The sequence below is a fragment of the Neptunomonas japonica JAMM 1380 genome (genome assembly GCF_016592555.1).
GTDB classification, from domain to species: domain Bacteria; phylum Pseudomonadota; class Gammaproteobacteria; order Pseudomonadales; family Balneatricaceae; genus Neptunomonas; species Neptunomonas japonica_A.
This window is the reverse complement of record NZ_AP014546.1, coordinates 427,121-447,463: the sequence shown is the minus strand read 5'-3', so window position 1 is coordinate 447,463 and position 20,343 is coordinate 427,121. Positions and strand designations below refer to the sequence as shown.

General features: G+C 44.3%; 20 protein-coding genes. 4 read left to right on the top strand and 16 right to left on the bottom strand.

Annotated features, from left to right (window positions below; all coding sequences use genetic code 11):
• Window positions 1-5: 5 nt before the first annotated feature.
• From ribA to glyA, 14 genes are all read right to left on the bottom strand, one after another.
• Window positions 6-620: a GTP cyclohydrolase II gene (gene ribA / locus NEJAP_RS02035; RefSeq protein ID WP_201349067.1), complete on the bottom strand. Its 615-nt coding sequence runs from the start codon at window positions 618-620 to the stop codon at window positions 6-8.
• 64 nt (window positions 621-684) lie between these two features.
• Entirely contained in the window at window positions 685-2,049 is a 1,365-nt protein-coding gene (locus NEJAP_RS02030; RefSeq protein ID WP_201349066.1) for a sensor histidine kinase, read from the bottom strand.
• Window positions 2,046-2,711, bottom strand: a complete 666-nt coding sequence (locus NEJAP_RS02025; RefSeq protein WP_201349065.1) for a response regulator transcription factor — start codon at window positions 2,709-2,711, stop codon at window positions 2,046-2,048. The genes NEJAP_RS02030 and NEJAP_RS02025 overlap by 4 nt, the downstream gene beginning before the upstream one ends.
• Window positions 2,708-3,052: a PepSY domain-containing protein gene (locus tag NEJAP_RS02020; protein ID WP_201349064.1), complete on the bottom strand. Its 345-nt coding sequence runs from the start codon at window positions 3,050-3,052 to the stop codon at window positions 2,708-2,710. The genes NEJAP_RS02025 and NEJAP_RS02020 overlap by 4 nt, the downstream gene beginning before the upstream one ends.
• A 93-nt stretch (window positions 3,053-3,145) precedes the next feature.
• A complete protein-coding gene (locus NEJAP_RS02015; protein ID WP_201349063.1) occupies window positions 3,146-3,466 on the bottom strand; it encodes a hypothetical protein in 321 nt (106 codons plus the stop codon).
• Between the two features lie 96 nt (window positions 3,467-3,562).
• Window positions 3,563-4,039, bottom strand: coding sequence for a phosphatidylglycerophosphatase A (locus NEJAP_RS02010; protein WP_201349062.1), 477 nt, complete (start codon window positions 4,037-4,039; stop codon window positions 3,563-3,565).
• A 19-nt stretch (window positions 4,040-4,058) separates the two neighbouring features.
• Entirely contained in the window at window positions 4,059-5,027 is a 969-nt protein-coding gene (thiL, locus tag NEJAP_RS02005; protein WP_201349061.1) for a thiamine-phosphate kinase, read from the bottom strand.
• 5 nt (window positions 5,028-5,032) lie between these two features.
• Window positions 5,033-5,515: a transcription antitermination factor NusB gene (gene nusB / locus NEJAP_RS02000; protein ID WP_201349060.1), complete on the bottom strand. Its 483-nt coding sequence runs from the start codon at window positions 5,513-5,515 to the stop codon at window positions 5,033-5,035.
• Window positions 5,516-5,520: 5 nt separating this feature from the next.
• Complete coding sequence (gene ribE, locus NEJAP_RS01995) at window positions 5,521-5,994, bottom strand: 6,7-dimethyl-8-ribityllumazine synthase (RefSeq protein WP_201349059.1); 474 nt, start codon at window positions 5,992-5,994, stop codon at window positions 5,521-5,523.
• 16 nt (window positions 5,995-6,010) lie between these two features.
• A complete protein-coding gene (gene ribBA / locus NEJAP_RS01990; RefSeq protein WP_201350425.1) occupies window positions 6,011-7,129 on the bottom strand; it encodes a bifunctional 3,4-dihydroxy-2-butanone-4-phosphate synthase/GTP cyclohydrolase II in 1,119 nt (372 codons plus the stop codon).
• A gap of 25 nt (window positions 7,130-7,154) precedes the next feature.
• Entirely contained in the window at window positions 7,155-7,823 is a 669-nt protein-coding gene (locus NEJAP_RS01985) for a riboflavin synthase (RefSeq protein WP_201349058.1), read from the bottom strand.
• The gene (gene ribD / locus NEJAP_RS01980; protein ID WP_236591032.1) at window positions 7,823-8,983 is read right to left on the bottom strand and encodes a bifunctional diaminohydroxyphosphoribosylaminopyrimidine deaminase/5-amino-6-(5-phosphoribosylamino)uracil reductase RibD; all 1,161 of its coding nucleotides are present in this window, start codon (window positions 8,981-8,983) and stop codon (window positions 7,823-7,825) included. Before ribD ends, NEJAP_RS01985 begins: the two co-directional genes overlap by 1 nt.
• A gap of 3 nt (window positions 8,984-8,986) precedes the next feature.
• Window positions 8,987-9,484, bottom strand: a complete 498-nt coding sequence (gene nrdR / locus NEJAP_RS01975; protein ID WP_201349057.1) for a transcriptional regulator NrdR — start codon at window positions 9,482-9,484, stop codon at window positions 8,987-8,989.
• A 166-nt stretch (window positions 9,485-9,650) separates the two neighbouring features.
• Window positions 9,651-10,907 (bottom strand): serine hydroxymethyltransferase, encoded by a 1,257-nt coding sequence (gene glyA, locus NEJAP_RS01970; RefSeq protein ID WP_201349056.1) that lies wholly within the window; start codon window positions 10,905-10,907, stop codon window positions 9,651-9,653.
• 204 nt (window positions 10,908-11,111) lie between these two features.
• On the opposite strand from glyA, the gene NEJAP_RS01965 reads away from it, so the two are divergent.
• Entirely contained in the window at window positions 11,112-11,486 is a 375-nt protein-coding gene (locus tag NEJAP_RS01965; RefSeq protein WP_201349055.1) for a glutathione S-transferase N-terminal domain-containing protein, read from the top strand.
• Window positions 11,487-11,832: 346 nt separating this feature from the next.
• Entirely contained in the window at window positions 11,833-13,491 is a 1,659-nt protein-coding gene (ettA, locus tag NEJAP_RS01960) for an energy-dependent translational throttle protein EttA (protein ID WP_201349054.1), read from the top strand.
• 62 nt (window positions 13,492-13,553) lie between these two features.
• On the opposite strand, the gene NEJAP_RS01955 is transcribed toward ettA, so the two are convergent.
• Window positions 13,554-16,961 (bottom strand): PAS domain S-box protein, encoded by a 3,408-nt coding sequence (locus NEJAP_RS01955; protein ID WP_201349053.1) that lies wholly within the window; start codon window positions 16,959-16,961, stop codon window positions 13,554-13,556.
• A 116-nt stretch (window positions 16,962-17,077) separates the two neighbouring features.
• Between NEJAP_RS01955 and NEJAP_RS01950 the strand changes: the two genes are divergently transcribed.
• A complete protein-coding gene (locus NEJAP_RS01950; protein ID WP_236591031.1) occupies window positions 17,078-17,458 on the top strand; it encodes a PilZ domain-containing protein in 381 nt (126 codons plus the stop codon).
• A 30-nt stretch (window positions 17,459-17,488) separates the two neighbouring features.
• On the opposite strand, the gene radA is transcribed toward NEJAP_RS01950, so the two are convergent.
• Window positions 17,489-18,856 (bottom strand): DNA repair protein RadA, encoded by a 1,368-nt coding sequence (gene radA / locus NEJAP_RS01945; protein WP_201349052.1) that lies wholly within the window; start codon window positions 18,854-18,856, stop codon window positions 17,489-17,491.
• A 178-nt stretch (window positions 18,857-19,034) separates the two neighbouring features.
• Here radA and NEJAP_RS01940 point away from each other — a divergent pair, with 178 nt between their 5' ends.
• Complete coding sequence (locus NEJAP_RS01940; protein ID WP_201349051.1) at window positions 19,035-20,309, top strand: O-acetylhomoserine aminocarboxypropyltransferase/cysteine synthase family protein; 1,275 nt, start codon at window positions 19,035-19,037, stop codon at window positions 20,307-20,309.
• Window positions 20,310-20,343: the final 34 nt, after the last annotated feature.

The window sequence follows — 20,343 nt, the reverse complement described above, 5'->3', positions numbered from 1 at the left end:
GTTATTTAACTTTCGTCATCCACAAAATGGTGTTCAGTCATCATATGACCCATCTTTCCCATTTTAGTAGCGAGGTACTCTTCATTATGACGGTTTTTCCCAACCTGTAACGGCACTCGTTCAGATACTGTAACGCCATATGTTTCTAATGCTTTTACTTTACGAGGATTATTTGTCATTAACCTAACAGACTTAATCCCCAAGTGCTCGAGCATTGGTTCACACATGCTGTAATTACGAAGGTCGGCAGCAAAGCCGAGACGCTCGTTTGCTTCAACGGTATCGGCACCTTGATCTTGAAGATTGTATGCCTTAATTTTATTAAGCAAACCAATACCGCGGCCTTCTTGGCGCAAGTATAAAAGAATACCGCTGCCATTTTCAGCGATCCGCTTTAATGCCTCTTGCAGCTGAAAACCACAATCACAACGCAAGCTAAATAACGCGTCACCTGTTAGGCACTCTGAATGCACTCGCGCCAATACAGGCTCATCACCGGAGACGTCACCAAAAACCATAGCGATATGCTCTTTACTGGTTTCTGTATCCTCAAAGCCCACCATAGTAAAGGTGCCCCATGGCATTGGCAGTTTGGAATCAGCTACATACTCGATAGTCACTCATCTATCCTCAAAAAACAGGCAGCATAGTTTATCAGTGGATGGCCCTTTTGGGTAATCATTATCACTGACTAGTTAGCATGACAGATTTCAATTCAGCATTCTGCTGACGGGGTAGCAATAGATGCGTATGCAAACCTCCCATATTGGAAGGCAGGAGTTGAAACACGCCTTTATACTGGCGAACAATTTCCATAACAATACTGAGCCCTAAACCGTGTCCAACCGTAGACTCATCTAGGCGTTCACCCCGTGACATTAGTAGTGTCATTTTATCTTCAGGAATACCCGGCCCGTCATCTTCAATACACAACTCTAAACAATGTTCATTCATCATACCTCTAATACGAACTTTTGTTGTTGCCCATTTACTAGCGTTATCAATCAAATTACCCATTAGCTCAATTAAATCATCACGCTCGCCAGGGAAGAATGTGGTACTTTTTATGGAAATTTCGTATTCGAGGGCTTTATCACGATAAATCATCTTCATCGCTTTCGTTAATTTTTCGACTTCTTCTTCAATAATTACTTTTTGCCCAGGCATTGCTGCTCCAGCAATGCGAGCACGAGTGAGCTCTCGCTCCACTAAGTTCCTTAAAGCTTGAGACTGCTGCTCAAGTGCATTTGCACACTCAGGGCTGGATTGTCGCAGTGTTTCAATCTGGCGATCAATCACCGTCAAGGGAGTTTTAGCAGCATGAGCCAAATTACCCACCGCATGACGAGAACGATCCAAGCGAAGGGTCATACTCTCTATCATGTAATTAATTTCATTCACTAAAGGCGCTATTTCTTTTACCTGAACTTCAGACAGTGTGCTTATATCACCTTCTTTAAGCCTGATAATATCTTGCTGCACACATGTTAGGCTTTTCAAACCATGGCGAATAACTAATATTTGAACGACTAAAAGAATCAGAATAAATAGCAAGCCAATACCTGCCACCCACCAACTTAAGGACTTCAGCTTTGCTTCTATTTGACTGATATCTTCAGCTAAGACAATACGTATCGTATGGCCAGCCTTTTCAAAACGATTATCATAAACCAACCAAGGCTTATCACGCTTATACTGTAAATCAATATTGAGTTGGCCAACAGGCTTCCCGTCATAGGTAGGTATTTCTTCGTCCCACAATGATCTTGAGAAGCTCCATTCTCCATCATCGACAAGAAATTGGTAATAATGCCCAGACATGGGCTGCGTATAAACAGGGGAGATGTATTCAGGGTCAATTTGCCATTTATCATCTTTACTCATCACAGCTTGTAGCACTGTACGAGCATCACCCTGCATTCTAGCGCTTACAAATTCATAGGCGACTTCTCGCACCGCCATACCCTGTAAAACCCAAAGGATCGCAAAGACAGTTAATGTCAGCCCAACAAATGCAAGATTAAGCCTTCCTTGTATTGAGTTCTTCATAACTGATTTACAAAGATATAACCTTGGCCGCGTTTTGTTTGTATACGTTCTTTACCAATTTTCTTACGTAACATCTTTATATAGGCCTCAACAACATTGCTGTCATTTTCAGCACCATCATCATAAATATGCTCCACAATTTGGAGCTTAGAAAGCAAGCGTCCAGGGTTATGCATTAAATACCTTAATAATTTGTATTCCATCCCAGTTAACTCTAACTCATTACTGCCTTCAACACTGACGGCTTGAGTCTTCTCATTTAAAACTAAGCCCGATGTTTCTAGCTGCTTTGTTGGCTGCTGTTTTGCACGACGCAATAAAGCGGTCATACGTGCAACCAGCTCTTCCGTATGAAACGGTTTAGCCAGATAATCATCAGCACCCGCATCAAAGCCGTCAATTTTTTCTTGCCAAGAAGAGCGTGCTGTTAAAATTAATGTGGGGATATTATTACTACGCTTACGCCAGTTTTTTAATACTTCAATACCCGGCCGTTGAGGCAAGCCTAAATCAAGCACAGCAAGGTCATAAATATCTTCATACCCTAGAGCCTCAGCATCCACACCGTTATCAGCAAGATCCACTGCATACCCAAGTGCCGCGAGCTCTTTCTTTAAATCTGGCCCTAACGTTCGATCATCTTCTACTAGCAGTATTCTCACTGAGGTACCTTGAAGTTCTTTACAATTTCGCCATTGGTAGCGTCCATATAAAAGACACTCACAACCCCATTATTATCGACTGACTCGATTTGATAATAGTACTGATCATTCTCTTTCACTAAATATGCATCAAGAATATGGTCACTGGAGCGCTTATTGGCTAATTCCATCAGGTCTGACATGGGCAATATTTCGCCGCGCTTCACTAACACTCTGCACGCTTGATAATCTAATCGATCACCATTTTCGTAGACCGCAGGTGCTATAGGAGTACCTTCACCAGCATGTAGTAAAGGAGAAAAGAGTAAGACAAATATAAGTACTATTTTTATTTTATTCATAAAACCACAAAATCCATGATGACCCTCACAGTATAAGAGAGGTACGTTAAGTGTGCCTCTCTATACTATGAAGTACTACAGAAAAAAACCTATTTAGCATTGCTTACCACCAAGATGTCTTTCAACTGAGTTTTCATTAAGCGCAATAGATAAGTCCGTTGTAAGACAAAATTCGGATGCCTTCAGTGTGCCTCCAGTTATACCTTGTCCAAGATGACGCTCTGTCGAACTACTTGAAAGTGCATTCTCATAAATACCAGCAAAGGTGTAATGTGCATCAGCCATAACCATACTTGGAGAGTGCATGTTAAATTCAGTTGAGTGCATAGGTGGAGCCAACCCTTGAGTTGAAGCGACTGCACTAGCAGCAAAGAGGATTGAGGTAAGGGCAATTGTTTGTGTAAACATTTTCATGACCGTTCTCCGTTTTTTTATTTCAATTGCAGAGTAGTCCCTGAAACTGAAACGAAGCTGAAAACGAAATACTTTTTAAGAACAAAAAGTTCTCGGCTAAGATATTAAACCAATAAGTAGATGTAACACGCCAAATGCCAATAAGCCGGCCAATACATCATCTAACATAATACCTACACCACCATGAACATGCTGGTCTACCCATTTAATCGGCCAAGGCTTCCATATATCGAAAAGCCTAAATAATGCAAAACCAAGCAGCACACTCCACCACGAGACAGGTACAGCTATCATTGTGATCCAAAAACCTGCAAATTCATCCCAAACGATACCCGGATGATCATGCACCCGTAAATCTTTAGCCGTTTGACCACAAAAATAAATACCCACAATTGATGCAAAAATAACAACAAATATGTACTCAGATAATGATAAGTAAGACAACAACAAAAACAAAGGCACCGCAGCCAAAGTACCAAAGGTTCCAGGTGCCTTAGGCGCAAGTCCACTGCCAAAACCAAATGCTAAACAGTGCACTGGATTACGTAAAATTCGTTTTGTACTGAGCTTCATATAGTGTCTTCTTTATTCATTAAAAGTGCTTATATCCATTCGCTGCTACAGCACGCCATTCACCTTGACTGAATAACTGCAAGCCCTTAGCCTCATCACATATAGCACCGACAGGTGTTACCTGCACGTCATGATTTTGCAAGTGCTCCTGTAGACTTACCCATTGCTCAGGAGGCACTGTAAAGCACAGCTCAAAGTCTTCACCTCCGGATAAAGCCCACTCTCGTGCTGTTTTATCATCAGTAAAGTGCTGAATCTCAGCTGACAAAGGTAGCGCTTCAGGATTAATTTGAGCCCCTACACCTGATTGATCCAGAATATGCTGTATATCGCCTAACAAGCCATCAGAAATATCAATACACGACGAAGCATAAGCAGATATTAATTGCCCTGTAGAGACTCTAGGCTGAGGACGATAAAAACGCTGACGTAAGTACTCTACAACAGTGTTTGATGAGGATTTTGTTAATAGCGTTTCTAACCCTGCCCGGCTATCTCCGAGCGTTCCCGTTACACAAATCAAGTCACCGATCTGAGCATTGCTTCGTAACAAGGCAGCATCTGTTTTAACAAAACCATGCACCTGTGCCGTTAATGTCAGCGGTCCACGCGTAGTGTCACCACCCACTAACTGGATAGAGTAAAGCTGAGATGCTTCAGCCAGTGCCGCGGAAAAATCACTCACCCATGCTTCGTCAGCATAAGGTAATGTCAGTGCAAGCGTCAGCCAGCTGGGGGTTGCTCCCATTGCAGCTAAATCACTAACAGAGGCCCCAAGCAGGCGCCAAGCAAGCTGCTCCGCCGGTGTATCTGTTAAAAAATGCGTACCTTCAACCAGCGTATCGATAGAGACAACCAACTGCTGCCCCTCTGGGACACTAAGCACTGCACAATCATCGCCGATACCTACAGATACGCCCTCACAGGCGCCTTGCTGGCGCTGCGGTAAAGGCTGAAAGTAACGGCGTATCAGTGCAAACTCATCCATGACGACTACTTTCCTCGAGCACCCCGAATCTCAACCATACGAACACGTTGAGCCAGCTTATCCAAAATACCATTCACATAACGATGGCTATCGGTAGCACCATAGGTTTTCGCTAAATCAACACTTTCATTAATAGCAACACGGTAAGGTACCTCTAGGCGGTTAATCAGTTCATAACTACCTATGCGTAATACCGCTAGTTCAACGGGATCTAATTCATGCAATCCACGATCAAGGAAAGGCTGAAAAGCCTCATCTAATTCACTCTTAGAGTGTGAAACACCCTGTAGAATTTCACGAAACAACTTAACATCCGTGCCAGCCATATCATTATCAACACGAAACTGAGCTTCTATTTCGTTAACTGGTTGCCCAGCCATATGCCACTGATACAAGGCTTGTAAAGCAAAACCACGAGCGGAACGACGTTGTGCCGTTAACGATGTCTTTTTAGCTTTACGTGGAGCTGGTGAGCTTTCTTCTGTCATTCCAATTACGCCTCAAGGTTACGCAGTAAGCTAACCATTTCTAGTGCAGATAACGCTGCTTCAGCGCCTTTATTTCCCGCTTTAGTACCTGAACGCTCAATCGCTTGTTCAATACTATTAACTGTCAAAATACCGTTAGCAACAGGAATTCCGGAATCCATTGCTACTTGAGCAACACCTTTAGAACTCTCAGCTGACACATACTCAAAGTGTGGTGTACCACCACGAATAACCGCACCTAAAGCAATAATGGCATCATCTTTTTTCTGTTGGGCAATTTTTTGCACAACCAAAGGAACTTCGAATGCCCCAGGCACACGTACAACACGAATATTCTCTTCTTTAACGCCATGGCGTTTAAGTGTATCCAGTGCACCTTCTAACAAGCTTTCAACCACAAATGCGTTGAAACGGCCCACTACGATGGCATAGTTACCATCAGCGGAAACGAAGTCACCTTCAATAATTTGTACTGGCATAATATATTCCTGTTAATTACTCATCGCAGGGGATGTATTCAACAATTTCCAAATCAAACCCAGAAATTGCATTAAATTTGATAGGAGAGCTAAGTAAACGCATTTTACCTACACCTAAGTCACGCAAAATTTGAGACCCTGTACCCACCGTCAGATAAGCACCAGACGAACTAAAGTTAGCTGCACGTGTTTTAGGTTGTTTACCCAACACACGATCTAACGCTGTTCCAAGATCTTCACGCTGGCCATTATCCAGCAGCAGAACAACACCTTGCTCTTCCTTGGCTACATATTCTAGTGCACGATGCATTGTCCATTTAGAATCGCCATCACGGTTTACACCCACTAAATCACGCAACACATCACCACGCACATGCACACGAACAATCGTAGCGTCGTTGGGCTTAATATCGCCCTTAACTAACGCCATATGAGTGACATTTTGAATAGTGTCATGATAAGTCGTGTAGTTAAAATCGCCGTACTCTGTCGTCAAAACGCCTTCATCAGCTTTTTCTACTGTGCGCTCATTAGTCGTACGATAATGGATGAGATCAGCAATAGTGCCGATCTTCAATTTATGCTTTTCTGCAAACTTTTCTAGATCAGGGCGACGCGCCATCGTTCCATCATCATTCATGATTTCAACGATAGCCGCTGCTGGGGTTAAACCAGCCATACGCGCAAGATCACAACCTGCCTCTGTATGCCCCGCGCGGCTTAAAACACCACCGGGTTGCGCCATCAATGGAAATATATGACCGGGTTGAACAATATCTTCGGCTTTAGCATCGCCTTTTACCGCTACACGAACCGTGTGGGCACGATCAGCGGCAGAGATACCCGTGGTAACACCGGTAGCTGCTTCAATAGACATTGTGAAGTTAGTCGAGAACTGAGCGCCATTGCTTTGAACCATCAAGGGTAGATTCAACTGTTCACAACGCTCACGCGTTAACGTTAAGCAAATTAAGCCGCGCGCGTGCATTGCCATAAAGTTAATATCTTCAGCACGAACCTGATCAGCCGCGATAACAATATCGCCTTCATTTTCACGATCTTCATCATCCATCAGGATGACCATTTTTCCCTGACGAATATCTTCAATCAGTTCTTGTGGGCTATTTAGCTCCATCATTATCTTCCTGTCTTATAATATTTTAACGCTTCATATAACCATTTTCCGCTAGCGTCGCCAGCGTTAATCCACTTTGTTCTTCTTGCGTATGCTCTGTTTGTCCAGCCATTAGAAGGCGCTCCATATAACGAGCGATGATATCTACTTCCAAGTGAACTTTACTGCCCGTGACATATTGATCAAGCAGTGTCTGTTGGGCCGTATGAGGTACAATATTCAGCGTCAGCAAGGCTCCCTGCACGCTATTAACCGTTAAGCTAACACCATCAACAGTGATCGAACCTTTACCAGCGATATACTTTGATAAAGACACCGGGGCTTCAACCACCAGATGAATTGAGCGGGCATCTTCACGTCGCTCAAGCACTTTACCAATACCATCAACATGCCCTGTCACAATATGCCCACCTAAACGGCTTGTAGGCATCAAGGCTTTTTCTAAGTTAACGCGCTCACCCACCTTCAAAGACTCTAACCGGGTATGCGCTAAAGACTCACGTGATACATCTGCCCAAAACCCATCACCCGGTAATTCAACGGCGGTTAAACACACGCCGTTTGTCGCAATACTATCGCCCAACTGAACATCGGATAAATCTAAAGCACCCGTTCTAATATAAAGACGAAGGTCACCTTGGCTTTGCTCAAGTGCTGCCACTTCTCCCAAGGCTTCAATAATACCAGTAAACATTAAACGGACACCTCATTAACGGCGTTATTTTGGGAGGTGTTACAGGAACTGCTTGCTCTATCAAGAAAAGAGTACGTTAGACGAAGATCATCACCTAATTGCCGACAATCAGTCATTGATAACCGTAGTTTCTGATCCATTTTATCTAAGGGCAACTGTAATAAAGCGCGCGCATTGGAGCCTAATATTGTCGGCGCCATATAGACAACTAGCTCGTCGACTAACCCCGCTTCAACAAATGCTCCTGCCAATGTAGCACCAGCCTCAACCAGCACCTCATTGCACTGTTCCGATTCTGCCAGATGACGTAATAGCCATTGTAAATCAATCTGGCTATCACACTGTTGAGCTGTAAGCACGTCAGCGTGAGGCATATCACGCTCCCCCTGAGTTACCCATAGGGTACGCCCAGGTTGCTGTAAAATTTTAGCATCAGGGCCCATCTTCCCAGAGTTATCAAGCACCACACGAAGCGGTTGCTGCTTAACAATGTCTATAGCATTGTCTAAGCCTAATTCGGTCTCACGGACCGTCAAAGAGGAATCATCTATCTGTATCGAGCCGATGCCCGTGACAATGGCAGAGCTTCTGGCCCGCAATCGCTGGACATCACCACGAGCTGCGCCTCCGGTGATCCATTGGGATTCACCACTGTTCATCGCTGTTCGTCCATCAAGGCTCATCGCTAGTTTAACTCTTACCCATGGAAGCCCCGTTTCCATGCGTTTAATAAAACCCGGATTCAGCTCCGCCGCTTGCTTACCTAATAAGCCAGCACTGCACTCAATACCTGCCTGCTGTAGCATTTTTATGCCCCGCCCAGCTACTTTAGGGTTGGGATCTTGCATGGCACTCACAACCCGAGCAACACCTGCATTAATTAAGCCTTCCGCGCATGGAGGTGTTCTTCCGTAATGGCTGCAAGGCTCCAACGTGACATAAGCTGTTGCACCACGAGCGGCTTCTCCCGCTTGTTTAAGCGCGTTCACTTCAGCGTGCCCTTCACCTGCACGATAGTGAAAACCACGACCAACCACTTCACCGGCTTTCACTAAAATACAACCGACTCTCGGATTAGGGGCCGTGGTGTATAGCCCTTGCTTGGCCAGCTGGATAGCCTCAGCCATATAGGCTGTATCTTCTACACTCCAATCAAGCACTGCCTAACCCTCGAGTACTTTATCTTTAGAGGCAAGAACTTTAGGCGCCTCATCTTCAGACAGGCGCTCGATCTCTTCACGGAATTCGTTAATATCCTGGAAACTACGATAAACAGATGCAAACCTGACATAAGCGACTTGATCTAGTTTACGTAGCGCAGCCATCACCTCTTCGCCTAATTGGCGTGATGGTAACTCTCGCTCGCCTGTGGCGCGTAAACGGTGCTTTATATGATTAATGCAAGCTTCGACAGCTTCAACGCTAACCGGGCGCTTCTCTAACGCGCGTTGAATTCCAGCGCGGAGCTTGTCTTCATCAAAAGGTTGGCGTGACCCGTCTGCTTTAATTAGACGAGGCATGAGAAGTTCAGCAATTTCAAAAGTGGTATAGCGCTCATGACAGGCAATACATTCACGTCTTCGGCGAACCTGCTGGCCTTCAGCCACAAGGCGCGAGTCGACTACTTTGGTTTCATTGGCGCCACAAAAGGGACAATGCATAGTGAAATCCTGTCATTAAAGAGCGTAAGTAAAACAGTTCGTGTCTTACTCGAGGTAAAGAGCGATGTATATAATAGCTAGTTCATAACCTGTAACGCAAAAAAGGGCGACCTTTCAGTCGCCCGTCTATTCTACCTGATTCAGCGCTTATTTATAAACTGAAATGCTATTTATAAACAGGGAAACGGCTACAGATATCGAGTACTTGTGCTTTAACACGCGCGCTCGTTTCTTCATTAGTAATATCATCAAGAACATCACAGATCCAGTTAGCTAACTGGGTAACTTCTGCCTCTTTAAAGCCTCGACGTGTTACCGCAGGTGTGCCGATACGCAGACCCGATGTAACAAACGGTGAACGTGGATCATTAGGGACAGAGTTTTTGTTCACAGTAATATTTGCACGACCTAAGGCAGCATCTGCATCTTTACCACTGTAGTCTTTATCAATCAGATCCATTAAGAACAAATGGTTCTCTGTTCCGTCAGAAACAATATTAATGCCACGAGATTTAAACGTTTCAGCCATTGCCTGTGCATTTTTTACAACCTGTGCCTGATATGCTTTCCACTCAGGCTGCATTGCTTCTTTAAAGCAAACCGCTTTACCTGCAATAACATGCATCAAGGGACCACCCTGAGACTCAGGGAAAACAGCAAAATTCAGTTTCTTCTGTAAGTCTTCATCTGCACGAGCAGACAAAATCAAACCACCACGTGGGCCACCTAATGTTTTGTGCGTAGTGGTAGTAACAACATCCGCAAACTGCATTGGTGACGGGTATACACCGGCGGCAACCAAACCAGCAACATGCGCCATATCAACAAACAGATATGCACCCACTTTATCCGCGATATCACGGAAACGCTGCCAATCAACAACGCCAGAGTACGCAGAGAAACCAGCAACGATCATCTTAGGTTTATGCTCAAGTGCTAAACGCTCAACGTCAGCGTAATCAATTTCGCCCGTTTCCGCGTTCAAGCCATATTGAACAGCATTATAAATACGGCCAGAAAAGGACACCGCTGCACCGTGTGTTAAATGGCCACCATGAGCAAGGCTCATACCTAAGACAGTATCACCTGGCTGACACAACGCCATGTATACAGCAGCATTAGCTTGTGAACCTGAGTGAGGCTGTACGTTTGCGTAAGTTGCATCAAAAAGCTCACAAGCGCGATCAATGGCCAGTTGCTCTACAACATCAACATACTCACAACCACCGTAGTAACGCTTATTAGGATAACCTTCAGCATATTTATTAGTCAGTACAGACCCCTGAGCTTCCATGACTCGTGGGCTGGTATAATTTTCAGAAGCAATCAATTCGATGTGCTCTTCCTGACGTGTGGCTTCAGACTGCATTGCTGACCACAGATCAGTATCAAAATCGGCAATTGACATATCTTTGCTAAACATAGCTATCCCCTAGGTTACTGGTCTCACCCGGATGGCATCCGGCCTTAAAAAAGGAGCGCATTATACTCTGAACTGAGGCCAAAACACACATGAAACTCTATCACCTAGACAAGAAGAACATTCATCACAGCCGATAGCTGATCATTAATCGCTGAACATGCTAAGCTACGCGCCTTTCTACCTTGATAGCTGAGACTTTTAGAGATGGCTTTTATTCGCTGGTTCCTAGGAAAACTAATTCTGACCATTAACTTCCTGACAACACCTCGTGGACTCAAACGCACTGCTGACGAACAGGCGCAAATCGATAAACAAACACATCAATTGGCACTTTACCAATTTCATGCTTGCCCTTTTTGCGTCAAAGTACGTCGTGCGATGAAGCGCTACACACTTGATATTGAAATACGCGATGCCAAAAATAATGAAACATTTCGCCAAGAACTACTAGAACAAGGGGGACGCATTAAAGTACCTTGCCTGCGCATCACTAATGATGATGGTGGTGTAAGCTGGATGTATGAATCGAGCGATATTATCCGCTACCTCGAACAAAGGTTTGTAAATACAAAAGCGTAAAAACAAAGTACCGGAGCGTTCTAAAAGTTAGAGCCCTAATAAAGAAGAGCATAATTAGGGCCCTCACTATTTTTCATACCTTGTATGGCAGCACGCGCCTTTGATAGCTATGACTAAGAACATACACACGCGTTATTGCACGAGTTCAGTTGCCGGAACCTTATTACTCCTTTATTGTTTACCTTTATTCAAAGCGCTCTCAATATAGCAATACTAAAAAATACTTATCGGCGACTCCTCTTTTATAGGTGAGTTCCAAAAACAGATTTGAAAAATAAGAGTTTCATTCTAGTATTTTTAAATAAAATTGAGCGGCATGCTAACCGATACTATACGCTGAGGACTTATGGCACAGTACGTTTATACAATGAATCGCTTGGGGAAAATCGTTCCTCCCAAACGCCAGATTCTTAAAGACATTTCACTCTCTTTTTTCCCCGGCGCCAAAATCGGCGTACTCGGCCTCAATGGTTCAGGTAAATCCACCCTTCTTAAAATCATGGCTGGCGTTGATACTGATTTTATCGGTGAAGCTCGCCCTATGCCGGATCTCAACGTCGGCTACTTACCACAAGAGCCCCAGCTAGATAACAGCAAAACGGTCCGTGAGATTGTTGAAGAGTCAGTAGCCGATGTAAAGAATGCGCTAACAGAGCTTGATCAGGTTTATGCAGCTTATGCAGAGCCCGATGCAGATTTTGACGCGCTGGCTAAAAAACAGGGCGAACTTGAAAACCTGATTGAAGCAAAAGAAGGACACAGCCTTGAAGTCGCACTAGAACGTGCCGCTGATGCTATGCGACTACCGCCATGGGATGCCAAAGTTGAGCATCTATCAGGTGGTGAACGTCGCCGTGTTGCTCTATGCCGCCTCCTTCTCGACAAACCAGACATGTTGCTTTTAGATGAGCCAACCAACCACTTGGATGCAGAATCTATCGCGTGGATTGAACGTTTTCTGCAAGAGTACCCAGGTACTGTTGTTGCCATCACCCATGACCGCTACTTCCTAGATAATGCTGCAGGCTGGATTCTTGAGCTAGACCGTGGCCACGGCATTCCATATGAAGGCAATTACTCATCATGGCTTGAGCAGAAAGAACAGCGCCTAGCTCAGGAATCTAAGCAAGAAGCCGCTCATCAAAAAGCCGTAAAATCCGAGTTAGAATGGGTTCGTCAAGGTCAAAAAGGTCGACAATCTAAGTCTAAAGCTCGCCTAAGCCAGTTCGAAGAGATGAACTCTCGCGAGTTCCAAGCACGCAACGAGACCCAAGAGATCTACATCCCACCAGGGCCTCGTTTAGGCGCTCAAGTTATAGAGCTACATAACGTCTCTAAAGCCTATGGCGACAAACTGCTCTTTGAAAACCTAGAAGCAACCATTCCACAAGGTGCTATTGTGGGCGTTATCGGGGGCAACGGTGCGGGTAAATCTACGCTATTTAAGATGATTGCTGGCGAAGAGCAACCCGACTCTGGTGAAGTTATCGTTGGAAGCACGGTTAAGTTAGCCTATGTAGATCAGATGCGCGAACTCAACGCTGACAATACCGTTTGGGAAGAACTTTCTGATGGGCAAGACATTATAACTATCGGCAATTACCAAACACCATCACGCGCCTATTGTGGCCGCTTCAACTTTAAAGGCTCCGATCAACAAAAACGTGTGGGCGATTTATCAGGGGGTGAACGCAACCGTTTACATCTGGCAAAACTACTCAGAGAGGGCGGCAACGTACTGCTATTAGATGAGCCGACCAACGATCTGGATGTAGAGACTCTACGTGCATTAGAAGAAGCACTATTGGCTTTTCCTGGCTGCGCCGTCGTTATCTCGCATGACCGCTGGTTCCTAGACCGTGTGTGCACACATATGCTGGCCTACGAAGGCGATTCACAAGTGTCTTTCTTTGATGGAAACTACACAGAATACGCTGAAGATTACAAACGTCGCCATGGCAAAGACCACCAGCCAGAGCGTATTAAGTACAAACGTATCAACTAGTAAAACCTTTAACAATAAACAACCAGCAAGGCTGGTTGTTTATTCTCATAACGCCCTATTCATCAATGTAGCTGTTTGCTACCTGTCATAAGCATCTTTTCAAACTCATCAGCTGGGACTGGCCGGCCAAACAAATACCCCTGGGCATAATCGCATTGCTGCTCCAACAACAGCTGGTACTGCTCTTCTGTTTCAACACCTTCTGCTATTACTTTAAGACCTAATCCTTGCCCCATCGCAATAGCAGCGCTTACAAGCTGTAAATCAGCCTGATCCAGCGTTATATCGTTAATAAAGCTTTTATCAACTTTTAACGTATCAAATGGGTAACTTCGCAAATAACTCAATGATGAGTAGCCCGTACCAAAATCATCCATTGAAATACCTACTCCCATGTTACTCAGATCTAACAACGCGACATCGACCATGGCGTGTCCTGTCATCAAAACACCTTCAGTAATTTCAAGCTCGACTCCAGAAGCCGGAAAATCAAAACGTTCTAATAACTCACGAATAAATGTTACCAGCGACACATCCCGAAACTGGCGAGGCGAAATATTAACAGCCACACGAAAGCTCGGTAAAAACTCATTACGCCACCCCGCCGCAACAGTAACAGCCTGCTCCAATACATACCTGCCAATAGCAACAATTAACCCTGTCTGCTCTGCGATAGGGATAAACTCATCCGGCGCCACCGGCCCCAAGACGTCGTTATTCCAGCGCAGTAACGCTTCTGCACCAATCACTTCACGTCTTTTTAAATCAACGACAGGCTGAAAATATACTTGAAACTCATTTTTCTCTAGCGCAGCACGCAATTGCTCCTCAATAAGCAAGCGGCGTGCAACATCTTCATTCATTTTTTGTGTATAAAAATTATAGGTATTACGCCCCTGCTCTTTTGAATGATACATAGCCGCATCTGCCTGTCTTAATAGCTCAGCAGGCGTTATGCCATCCGTGGGGTAAACGGATACACCAATACTCACAGTGGACACAAGCTCTCTTCCCTTCAACTGAAACGGAGCTCTAAATTGCTCTAATAGTTTCTCCGCAAGTTGAGCAATGATGGTATTACTGTCCAACTGATCAATAAGAATAATGAACTCATCGCCACCTAAACGACCAATGACATCTACATCCCTAACAGCAGCTTTCAATCGCAAGGCAGCTTCTACCAGTAATTCATCACCAACCTGATGCCCTAAGGTATCGTTCACTTTTTTGAAATCATCTAAATCTAGAAAGAAAACAGCTACTTGTGCTTGTGTACGCTGAGTGTCTTTCAGCATTTGCGACAGCCTATCAAGCGATAAAAATCGGTTAGGTAGACCAGTTAAACTATCAAAATGAGCTTGATAGAGTATTCTTTCTTCTTGGTTTTTTTGCTGGGTTATATCTTGTTTTACCGCTAGATAATGTTTTACATTCCCAACTTCATTAATAACGGGGGCGATATGCGCCTGCTCCCAAAATAACTGCCCGTCTTTTTTTCTATTCTGAAACTCTCCCTGCCATGATTCCCCAGCAGCCAAAGCAGCCCAGAGTTGCTGGTATTTAGCGTCAGGAGTGGAGCCAGATTTGAGCAAGCTACTAGGCTTACCAACTACTTCATCACTACTGTAGCCAGTCACTCGCTCAAACATGCCGTTAACATATTCTATTTTGCCGTGAGTATCAGTGATTACCACAGAAACAGGACTTTGTTCTATCGCCTGAGAAAGCGTGATAATACGCTCTTCAGCACGTTTCAATGCCGTTAAATCTAAGTCAATACAATACATCTCTGGTTCATTATTCACACCAGTAATCATAACGTGGCTTGTGAATACTGTAATCGGTGAACCATCAGCTTTTTGCAATATCATCTCTGATGCAGGCGTCACCGGACCTCCCGCTACCCAGCGGTTGACCTCATCAATCACCGGCTCTCTAATTGCATTGGGTATGATTAAATCTTCAAGCTTTTTCCCTAAGGCATTTGCAGTCGAATAACCATATACGGTTTCACTCGCATCATTCCAAAAAATAACATTACGATTTTTGTCGTAACCTTGAACAGCAATAGCAGACATGTTCTCAAACACATGCCTAAATCTTACTTCGCTTTGCCATAAGCGCTGTTCTGCCATTTTCCGCTCGGTTATGTCTTTTATAAATACAAAAAACTTACCGCCATTCTCAGCCCAATATGTCGCATTCACTTCAACATCAAACACCGAGTTGTTTTTACGACAGTGTTGACTACTAAAACGCTGTTCTTTTTGATTAATAATTTGCTGAATATGCTTTTCAGTCATCTGGGCCGTTTCAACAGCCACCAACTCATTGATATGCATACCTGAAAGCTCATCAATACGATAACCCGACATCATTGCATAAGCTTCATTTGCGTCCTGAATATGACCATCGGGTGATACAATTAAGAAACCGTCTAAAGCAGTACTTAGTACATTACGATAAGTATTTTCATTCCTACGTAATAGCTCCTCTGCTCTTTTCTTTTCAGTTACATCCCTGCCAATCCCTATCAGGCCATAAAGCTTACCGGCCTCACCATAAAAAGGCGTTTTCAATGTATCAAGAAGAATCTCTCGCCCATCGGGATGTTTAACCACTTCATCATTTGCACGATGCTGGCCAGACAACAACATCTCTTGATCTTTTTGACGAAAGAAAGCAGCCTGTTCATGATCAAAAAAATCGTAATCCGTCTTACCTATAATATTTTCTTCGCTCGCACCCAAAAGCTCAGCGGTGGCTTTATTACAACCCAAATAACGACCATCTACCGTTTTATAAAAAATAAAATCTGGAATACTGTCCATAAGGCGCTTAAGTAAGCCCCTTTCGCGATCCAATAAAACTTTATGCTCAAGAAGATCCAGCTCGGCTTTGCGTCTATCTTTCTGATGCTTAAGTAACATTCCCAGCAGCATTGTTCCGATGGGATAAATAGTAAACAACGAGGGAGCAATGGCCGAAATAATGATGTAACGCATCTCAACAGGCATCAAAAACATACACAATAGAACATCAAGCTGAACACTCAATCCCAGCAAGTAGAGCAACCCCCAGCTCATCTCCTTCTTATATCGCAGACTCCAATAACGCCACGCCAAACCAATAATGCCACTGGAGACAATAACGATTGAGCCGACATAAATTCCTGCGCCACCTTGAAAAAGACGCAAACAAACGGTCATAGCTACAGCGATTAACGTTGGAACAAGGCCAAAATACAACCCACATAGACTGATCAATACCCAACGGGTGTCAAAAAACACACCTGGGCTTAGCTCCCAAGGTGCTAACATCACAGAGATTCCTATGATGCCAACTAAAATTCCTGTTAATACGTTGCGCAGTGCTTTATTAGCTAAATTATGTAAGCCTAACGAATCATATATAACGCCAAGCGCCAGCAATAAAACAGCATTATTCAATAATCCTGCAAAGCTAGTCATTTATGTTCACACACCGAATTAATTTCCATATGAATAGTGTAGTTGATGATCTACGCTAATAGCGATTTTAGCTCTATACTAAATTATAAGAATTTGACAAATATCTGGAGCACAAAGTGGAAGAGTCCATTCAACACCCACAAAATCGACGTAAGTTCACCAGAATTCATTTTGATGCGCAGTGCACATTGCATTATCCAGATGGAGAGTGGCCAGTCAAACTAATCGATATTTGCTTAAAAGGTGCATTAATTGAGAGTCATACTACTATTCCTCTCAACATTGGGGATCAAGTTGAGCTGAAGATTATACTCGATGGCAATGATGTTGTTATTACCATGCCTGCACAAATAAACCATCGAGAAGATAATCATCTCGGCTTTCAAGCAATGAATATGGAGCTTTCAAGTATCAGCTACTTGCGCCGCCTTGTAGAATTGAACTTAGGTGATCCAGCTCTACTAGAGCGAGAACTGATTCACCTTTACAAGGTGTAATAAGTCACCTTTATTTTGAGCACTTAAGCATTATAGCGCATCCAAAGCGTCAGCTAAGCGGCTGACACCAACCACTTCCATTCCTTTTACCGCGTCTTTGGGCACATTTCCTTTAGGGACAATCGCTCGCTTAAAGCCGTGCTTAGCTGCTTCACGAATACGCTCCTGTCCGTTTGGTACCGGACGAATTTCTCCTGACAAACCAACTTCCCCAAAGACCATTAGATCTTGCGGTAAAGCCCTATCTCGGTAACTGGACACGACCGCTAACAGCAATGCAAGGTCAGCACTTGTTTCAAGTACTTTCACTCCCCCTACGACATTCACAAACACATCTTGATCACCCGTTTGTAAACCTCCATGGCGATGCAAAACTGCCAACAACATGGATAAACGATTACCGTCTAACCCAACAGCCACACGCCTTGGGTTATTCATATGCGACTGATCTACTAGCGCTTGTATCTCAACCAGCAAAGGCCGAGTACCTTCCCAGACAACCATAACAACACTACCAGGGCTTGCTACTTCACCACGACTAAGAAAGATGGAACTAGGATTCTTCACCTCTTTAAGCCCTGTTTCCAGCATAGCAAATACGCCCAATTCATTTACGGCACCAAAACGATTTTTATGTGAGCGTAGCGTTCTAAAACGGCTATCCGAGGAGCCTTCTAACTGCAAAGAACAGTCAATCATATGCTCTAGTACTTTAGGGCCTGCTAACGAACCATCTTTCGTCACATGCCCAACTAAAAACAACACGCACCCCGTTTGCTTAGCAAAACGTGTTAAATCAGCCGCAGACTCTCGAACCTGCGAAACAGAACCCGGAGCAGACTGCACTTCAGCCATATGCATCACCTGAATAGAGTCAATAACAACCACTCTAGGCTTAAGCTCAGTGGCCACCTGGCACACAGACTCAACACTGGTTTCAGAGAGCATTTTTAGTTGCTCAGCTTTTAAACCTAAACGATGTGCACGCATAGCAACTTGCTGCAAAGACTCTTCACCCGTCACATACAATGCAGGCATGCTTTCAGCTAAATAACACATGATTTGTAATAGCAGTGTACTTTTACCCGCTCCTGGATGCCCTCCCATCAGAATAGATGATCCTGGGACTAACCCTCCACCCAGTACACGGTCAAGCTCTTCTGCACCCGTACTAAAACGTGGCATATCTGCTAGGTCGACGTCGGCCAAACGCATTACACGCTGGCTCGCTTGCCCAGCATAGCCATCAAACCGTGGCTTAGCAGACGAATTTTGTGTTGCGCCTAAACGTACTTCACTTAAGGTATTCCATGCTTGGCAAGCCGAGCATTGCCCTTGCCACTTAGTAAAATCAGCACCACATTCGTTACAAACATAAGCCGTTTTGGCTTTCGCCATAATGTTCTCCCTTTGCTATATGAAATGCATTCTACCCAACCTGCACACTTCTCATAAAGCATTAGTCTGTTTCGCTTTTAATTTGTTGGGGATAACCTTTACAATCGACCTACTATTTTTATCGTATTATCTAACAGACGATAACAGCCCTTAATAAAAAACACCCAAGGAGCGCTACATGAAACTGGAAACCATTGCCGTTCATGGCGGTTATACGCCAGACCCAACGACTAAAGCGGTTGCTGTCCCTATTTACCAAACAGCTTCTTATGCGTTTGATGATGCTCAACATGGTGCAGACCTGTTTGACTTAAAGGTCCCAGGTAATATTTACACACGCATCATGAACCCAACTACCGATGTTCTTGAAAAACGTGCGGCTGAACTAGAAGGAGGCATCGCGGCATTAGCCGTTGCTTCTGGCATGTCTGCCATTACTTATACTATCCAGACACTCGCTGAAGTAGGCGATAACATCGTTTCTACTAGCGAGCTCTATGGCGGCACCTATAATTTGTTTGCTCATACCCTGCCACGCCAAGGGATCAAGGTTCGTTTTGCTAACAAAGATGATTTTGCTGCCATTGAAGCGCACATCGACGAGCACACTAAAGGGATTTTTTGCGAGTCTATCGGCAACCCTTCAGGTGGTATTGCTGATATTGAGAAATTAGCAGAGATTGCACATCGACACGGTGTGCCTTTGATTGTGGACAATACAGTCGCAAGCCCACTGATGTGGCGCCCTATTGAACAAGGTGCTGATATTGTTGTACATGCTGCTACAAAATATATGGGTGGACACGGCAACTCGTTAGCAGGTGTGATCATTGATTCGGGTAATTTCCCGTGGGCTGAAAACAAAACACGTTTCCCTTTATTAAACGAACCCGATGCTTCATACCACGGCGTTGTTTACACAGAAGCCTTTGGCCCTGCGGCATTTATCGGTCGTTGTCGTGTTGTTCCATTGCGCAACATGGGTGCTGCTCTATCCCCTATGAATGCTTTCCTAATTCTGCAGGGCATAGAAACGCTAGCACTGCGTATGGAGCGTGTTAATGCTAATACTCAAACGATAGCTGAGTATTTAGAGAACCATGAGCAAGTAGCTTGGGTGAACTATGCAGGCTTAGAAAGCCATAAAGATCACGCATTAGCGAAGAAATATATGAAAGGCCAAGCATCGGGAATTTTAAGCTTTGGCGTCACTGGTGGCCGCGAAGCCACCCGCAAATTCTATGACGCTTTAACCGTATTTGTACGCTTGGTTAATATTGGGGATTGTAAATCACTCGCCTCAATCCCTGCCGAAACAACTCATCGTCAGTTAAATGATGAAGAGCTAAAATCAGCTGGTGTTGCACCAGAAATGATTCGCCTATCGATCGGTATTGAACATATAGACGATCTACTTGCTGACCTTGAACAAGCACTAGCTAGCACTAAGTAAAAACTTAATACTGCTCTGATCTATCCCCTGTAAT

Coding starts and splice junctions, on each gene's coding strand:
- NEJAP_RS01955 (WP_201349053.1), bottom strand. CDS start 16,961: ATGACTAGCTTTGCAGGATTATTGAATAATGCTGTTTTATTGCTGGCG.
- ribBA (WP_201350425.1), bottom strand. CDS start 7,129: ATGGAGCTAAATAGCCCACAAGAACTGATTGAAGATATTCGTCAGGGA.
- NEJAP_RS01965 (WP_201349055.1), top strand. CDS start 11,112: ATGGCTTTTATTCGCTGGTTCCTAGGAAAACTAATTCTGACCATTAAC.
- NEJAP_RS01985 (WP_201349058.1), bottom strand. CDS start 7,823: ATGTTTACTGGTATTATTGAAGCCTTGGGAGAAGTGGCAGCACTTGAG.
- radA (WP_201349052.1), bottom strand. CDS start 18,856: ATGGCGAAAGCCAAAACGGCTTATGTTTGTAACGAATGTGGTGCTGAT.
- nrdR (WP_201349057.1), bottom strand. CDS start 9,484: ATGCATTGTCCCTTTTGTGGCGCCAATGAAACCAAAGTAGTCGACTCG.
- NEJAP_RS02030 (WP_201349066.1), bottom strand. CDS start 2,049: ATGAAGAACTCAATACAAGGAAGGCTTAATCTTGCATTTGTTGGGCTG.
- NEJAP_RS02020 (WP_201349064.1), bottom strand. CDS start 3,052: ATGAATAAAATAAAAATAGTACTTATATTTGTCTTACTCTTTTCTCCT.
- thiL (WP_201349061.1), bottom strand. CDS start 5,027: ATGGATGAGTTTGCACTGATACGCCGTTACTTTCAGCCTTTACCGCAG.
- NEJAP_RS02015 (WP_201349063.1), bottom strand. CDS start 3,466: ATGAAAATGTTTACACAAACAATTGCCCTTACCTCAATCCTCTTTGCT.
- glyA (WP_201349056.1), bottom strand. CDS start 10,907: ATGTTTAGCAAAGATATGTCAATTGCCGATTTTGATACTGATCTGTGG.
- ribE (WP_201349059.1), bottom strand. CDS start 5,994: ATGCCAGTACAAATTATTGAAGGTGACTTCGTTTCCGCTGATGGTAAC.
- nusB (WP_201349060.1), bottom strand. CDS start 5,515: ATGACAGAAGAAAGCTCACCAGCTCCACGTAAAGCTAAAAAGACATCG.
- ettA (WP_201349054.1), top strand. CDS start 11,833: ATGGCACAGTACGTTTATACAATGAATCGCTTGGGGAAAATCGTTCCT.
- NEJAP_RS01940 (WP_201349051.1), top strand. CDS start 19,035: ATGAAACTGGAAACCATTGCCGTTCATGGCGGTTATACGCCAGACCCA.
- NEJAP_RS02010 (WP_201349062.1), bottom strand. CDS start 4,039: ATGAAGCTCAGTACAAAACGAATTTTACGTAATCCAGTGCACTGTTTA.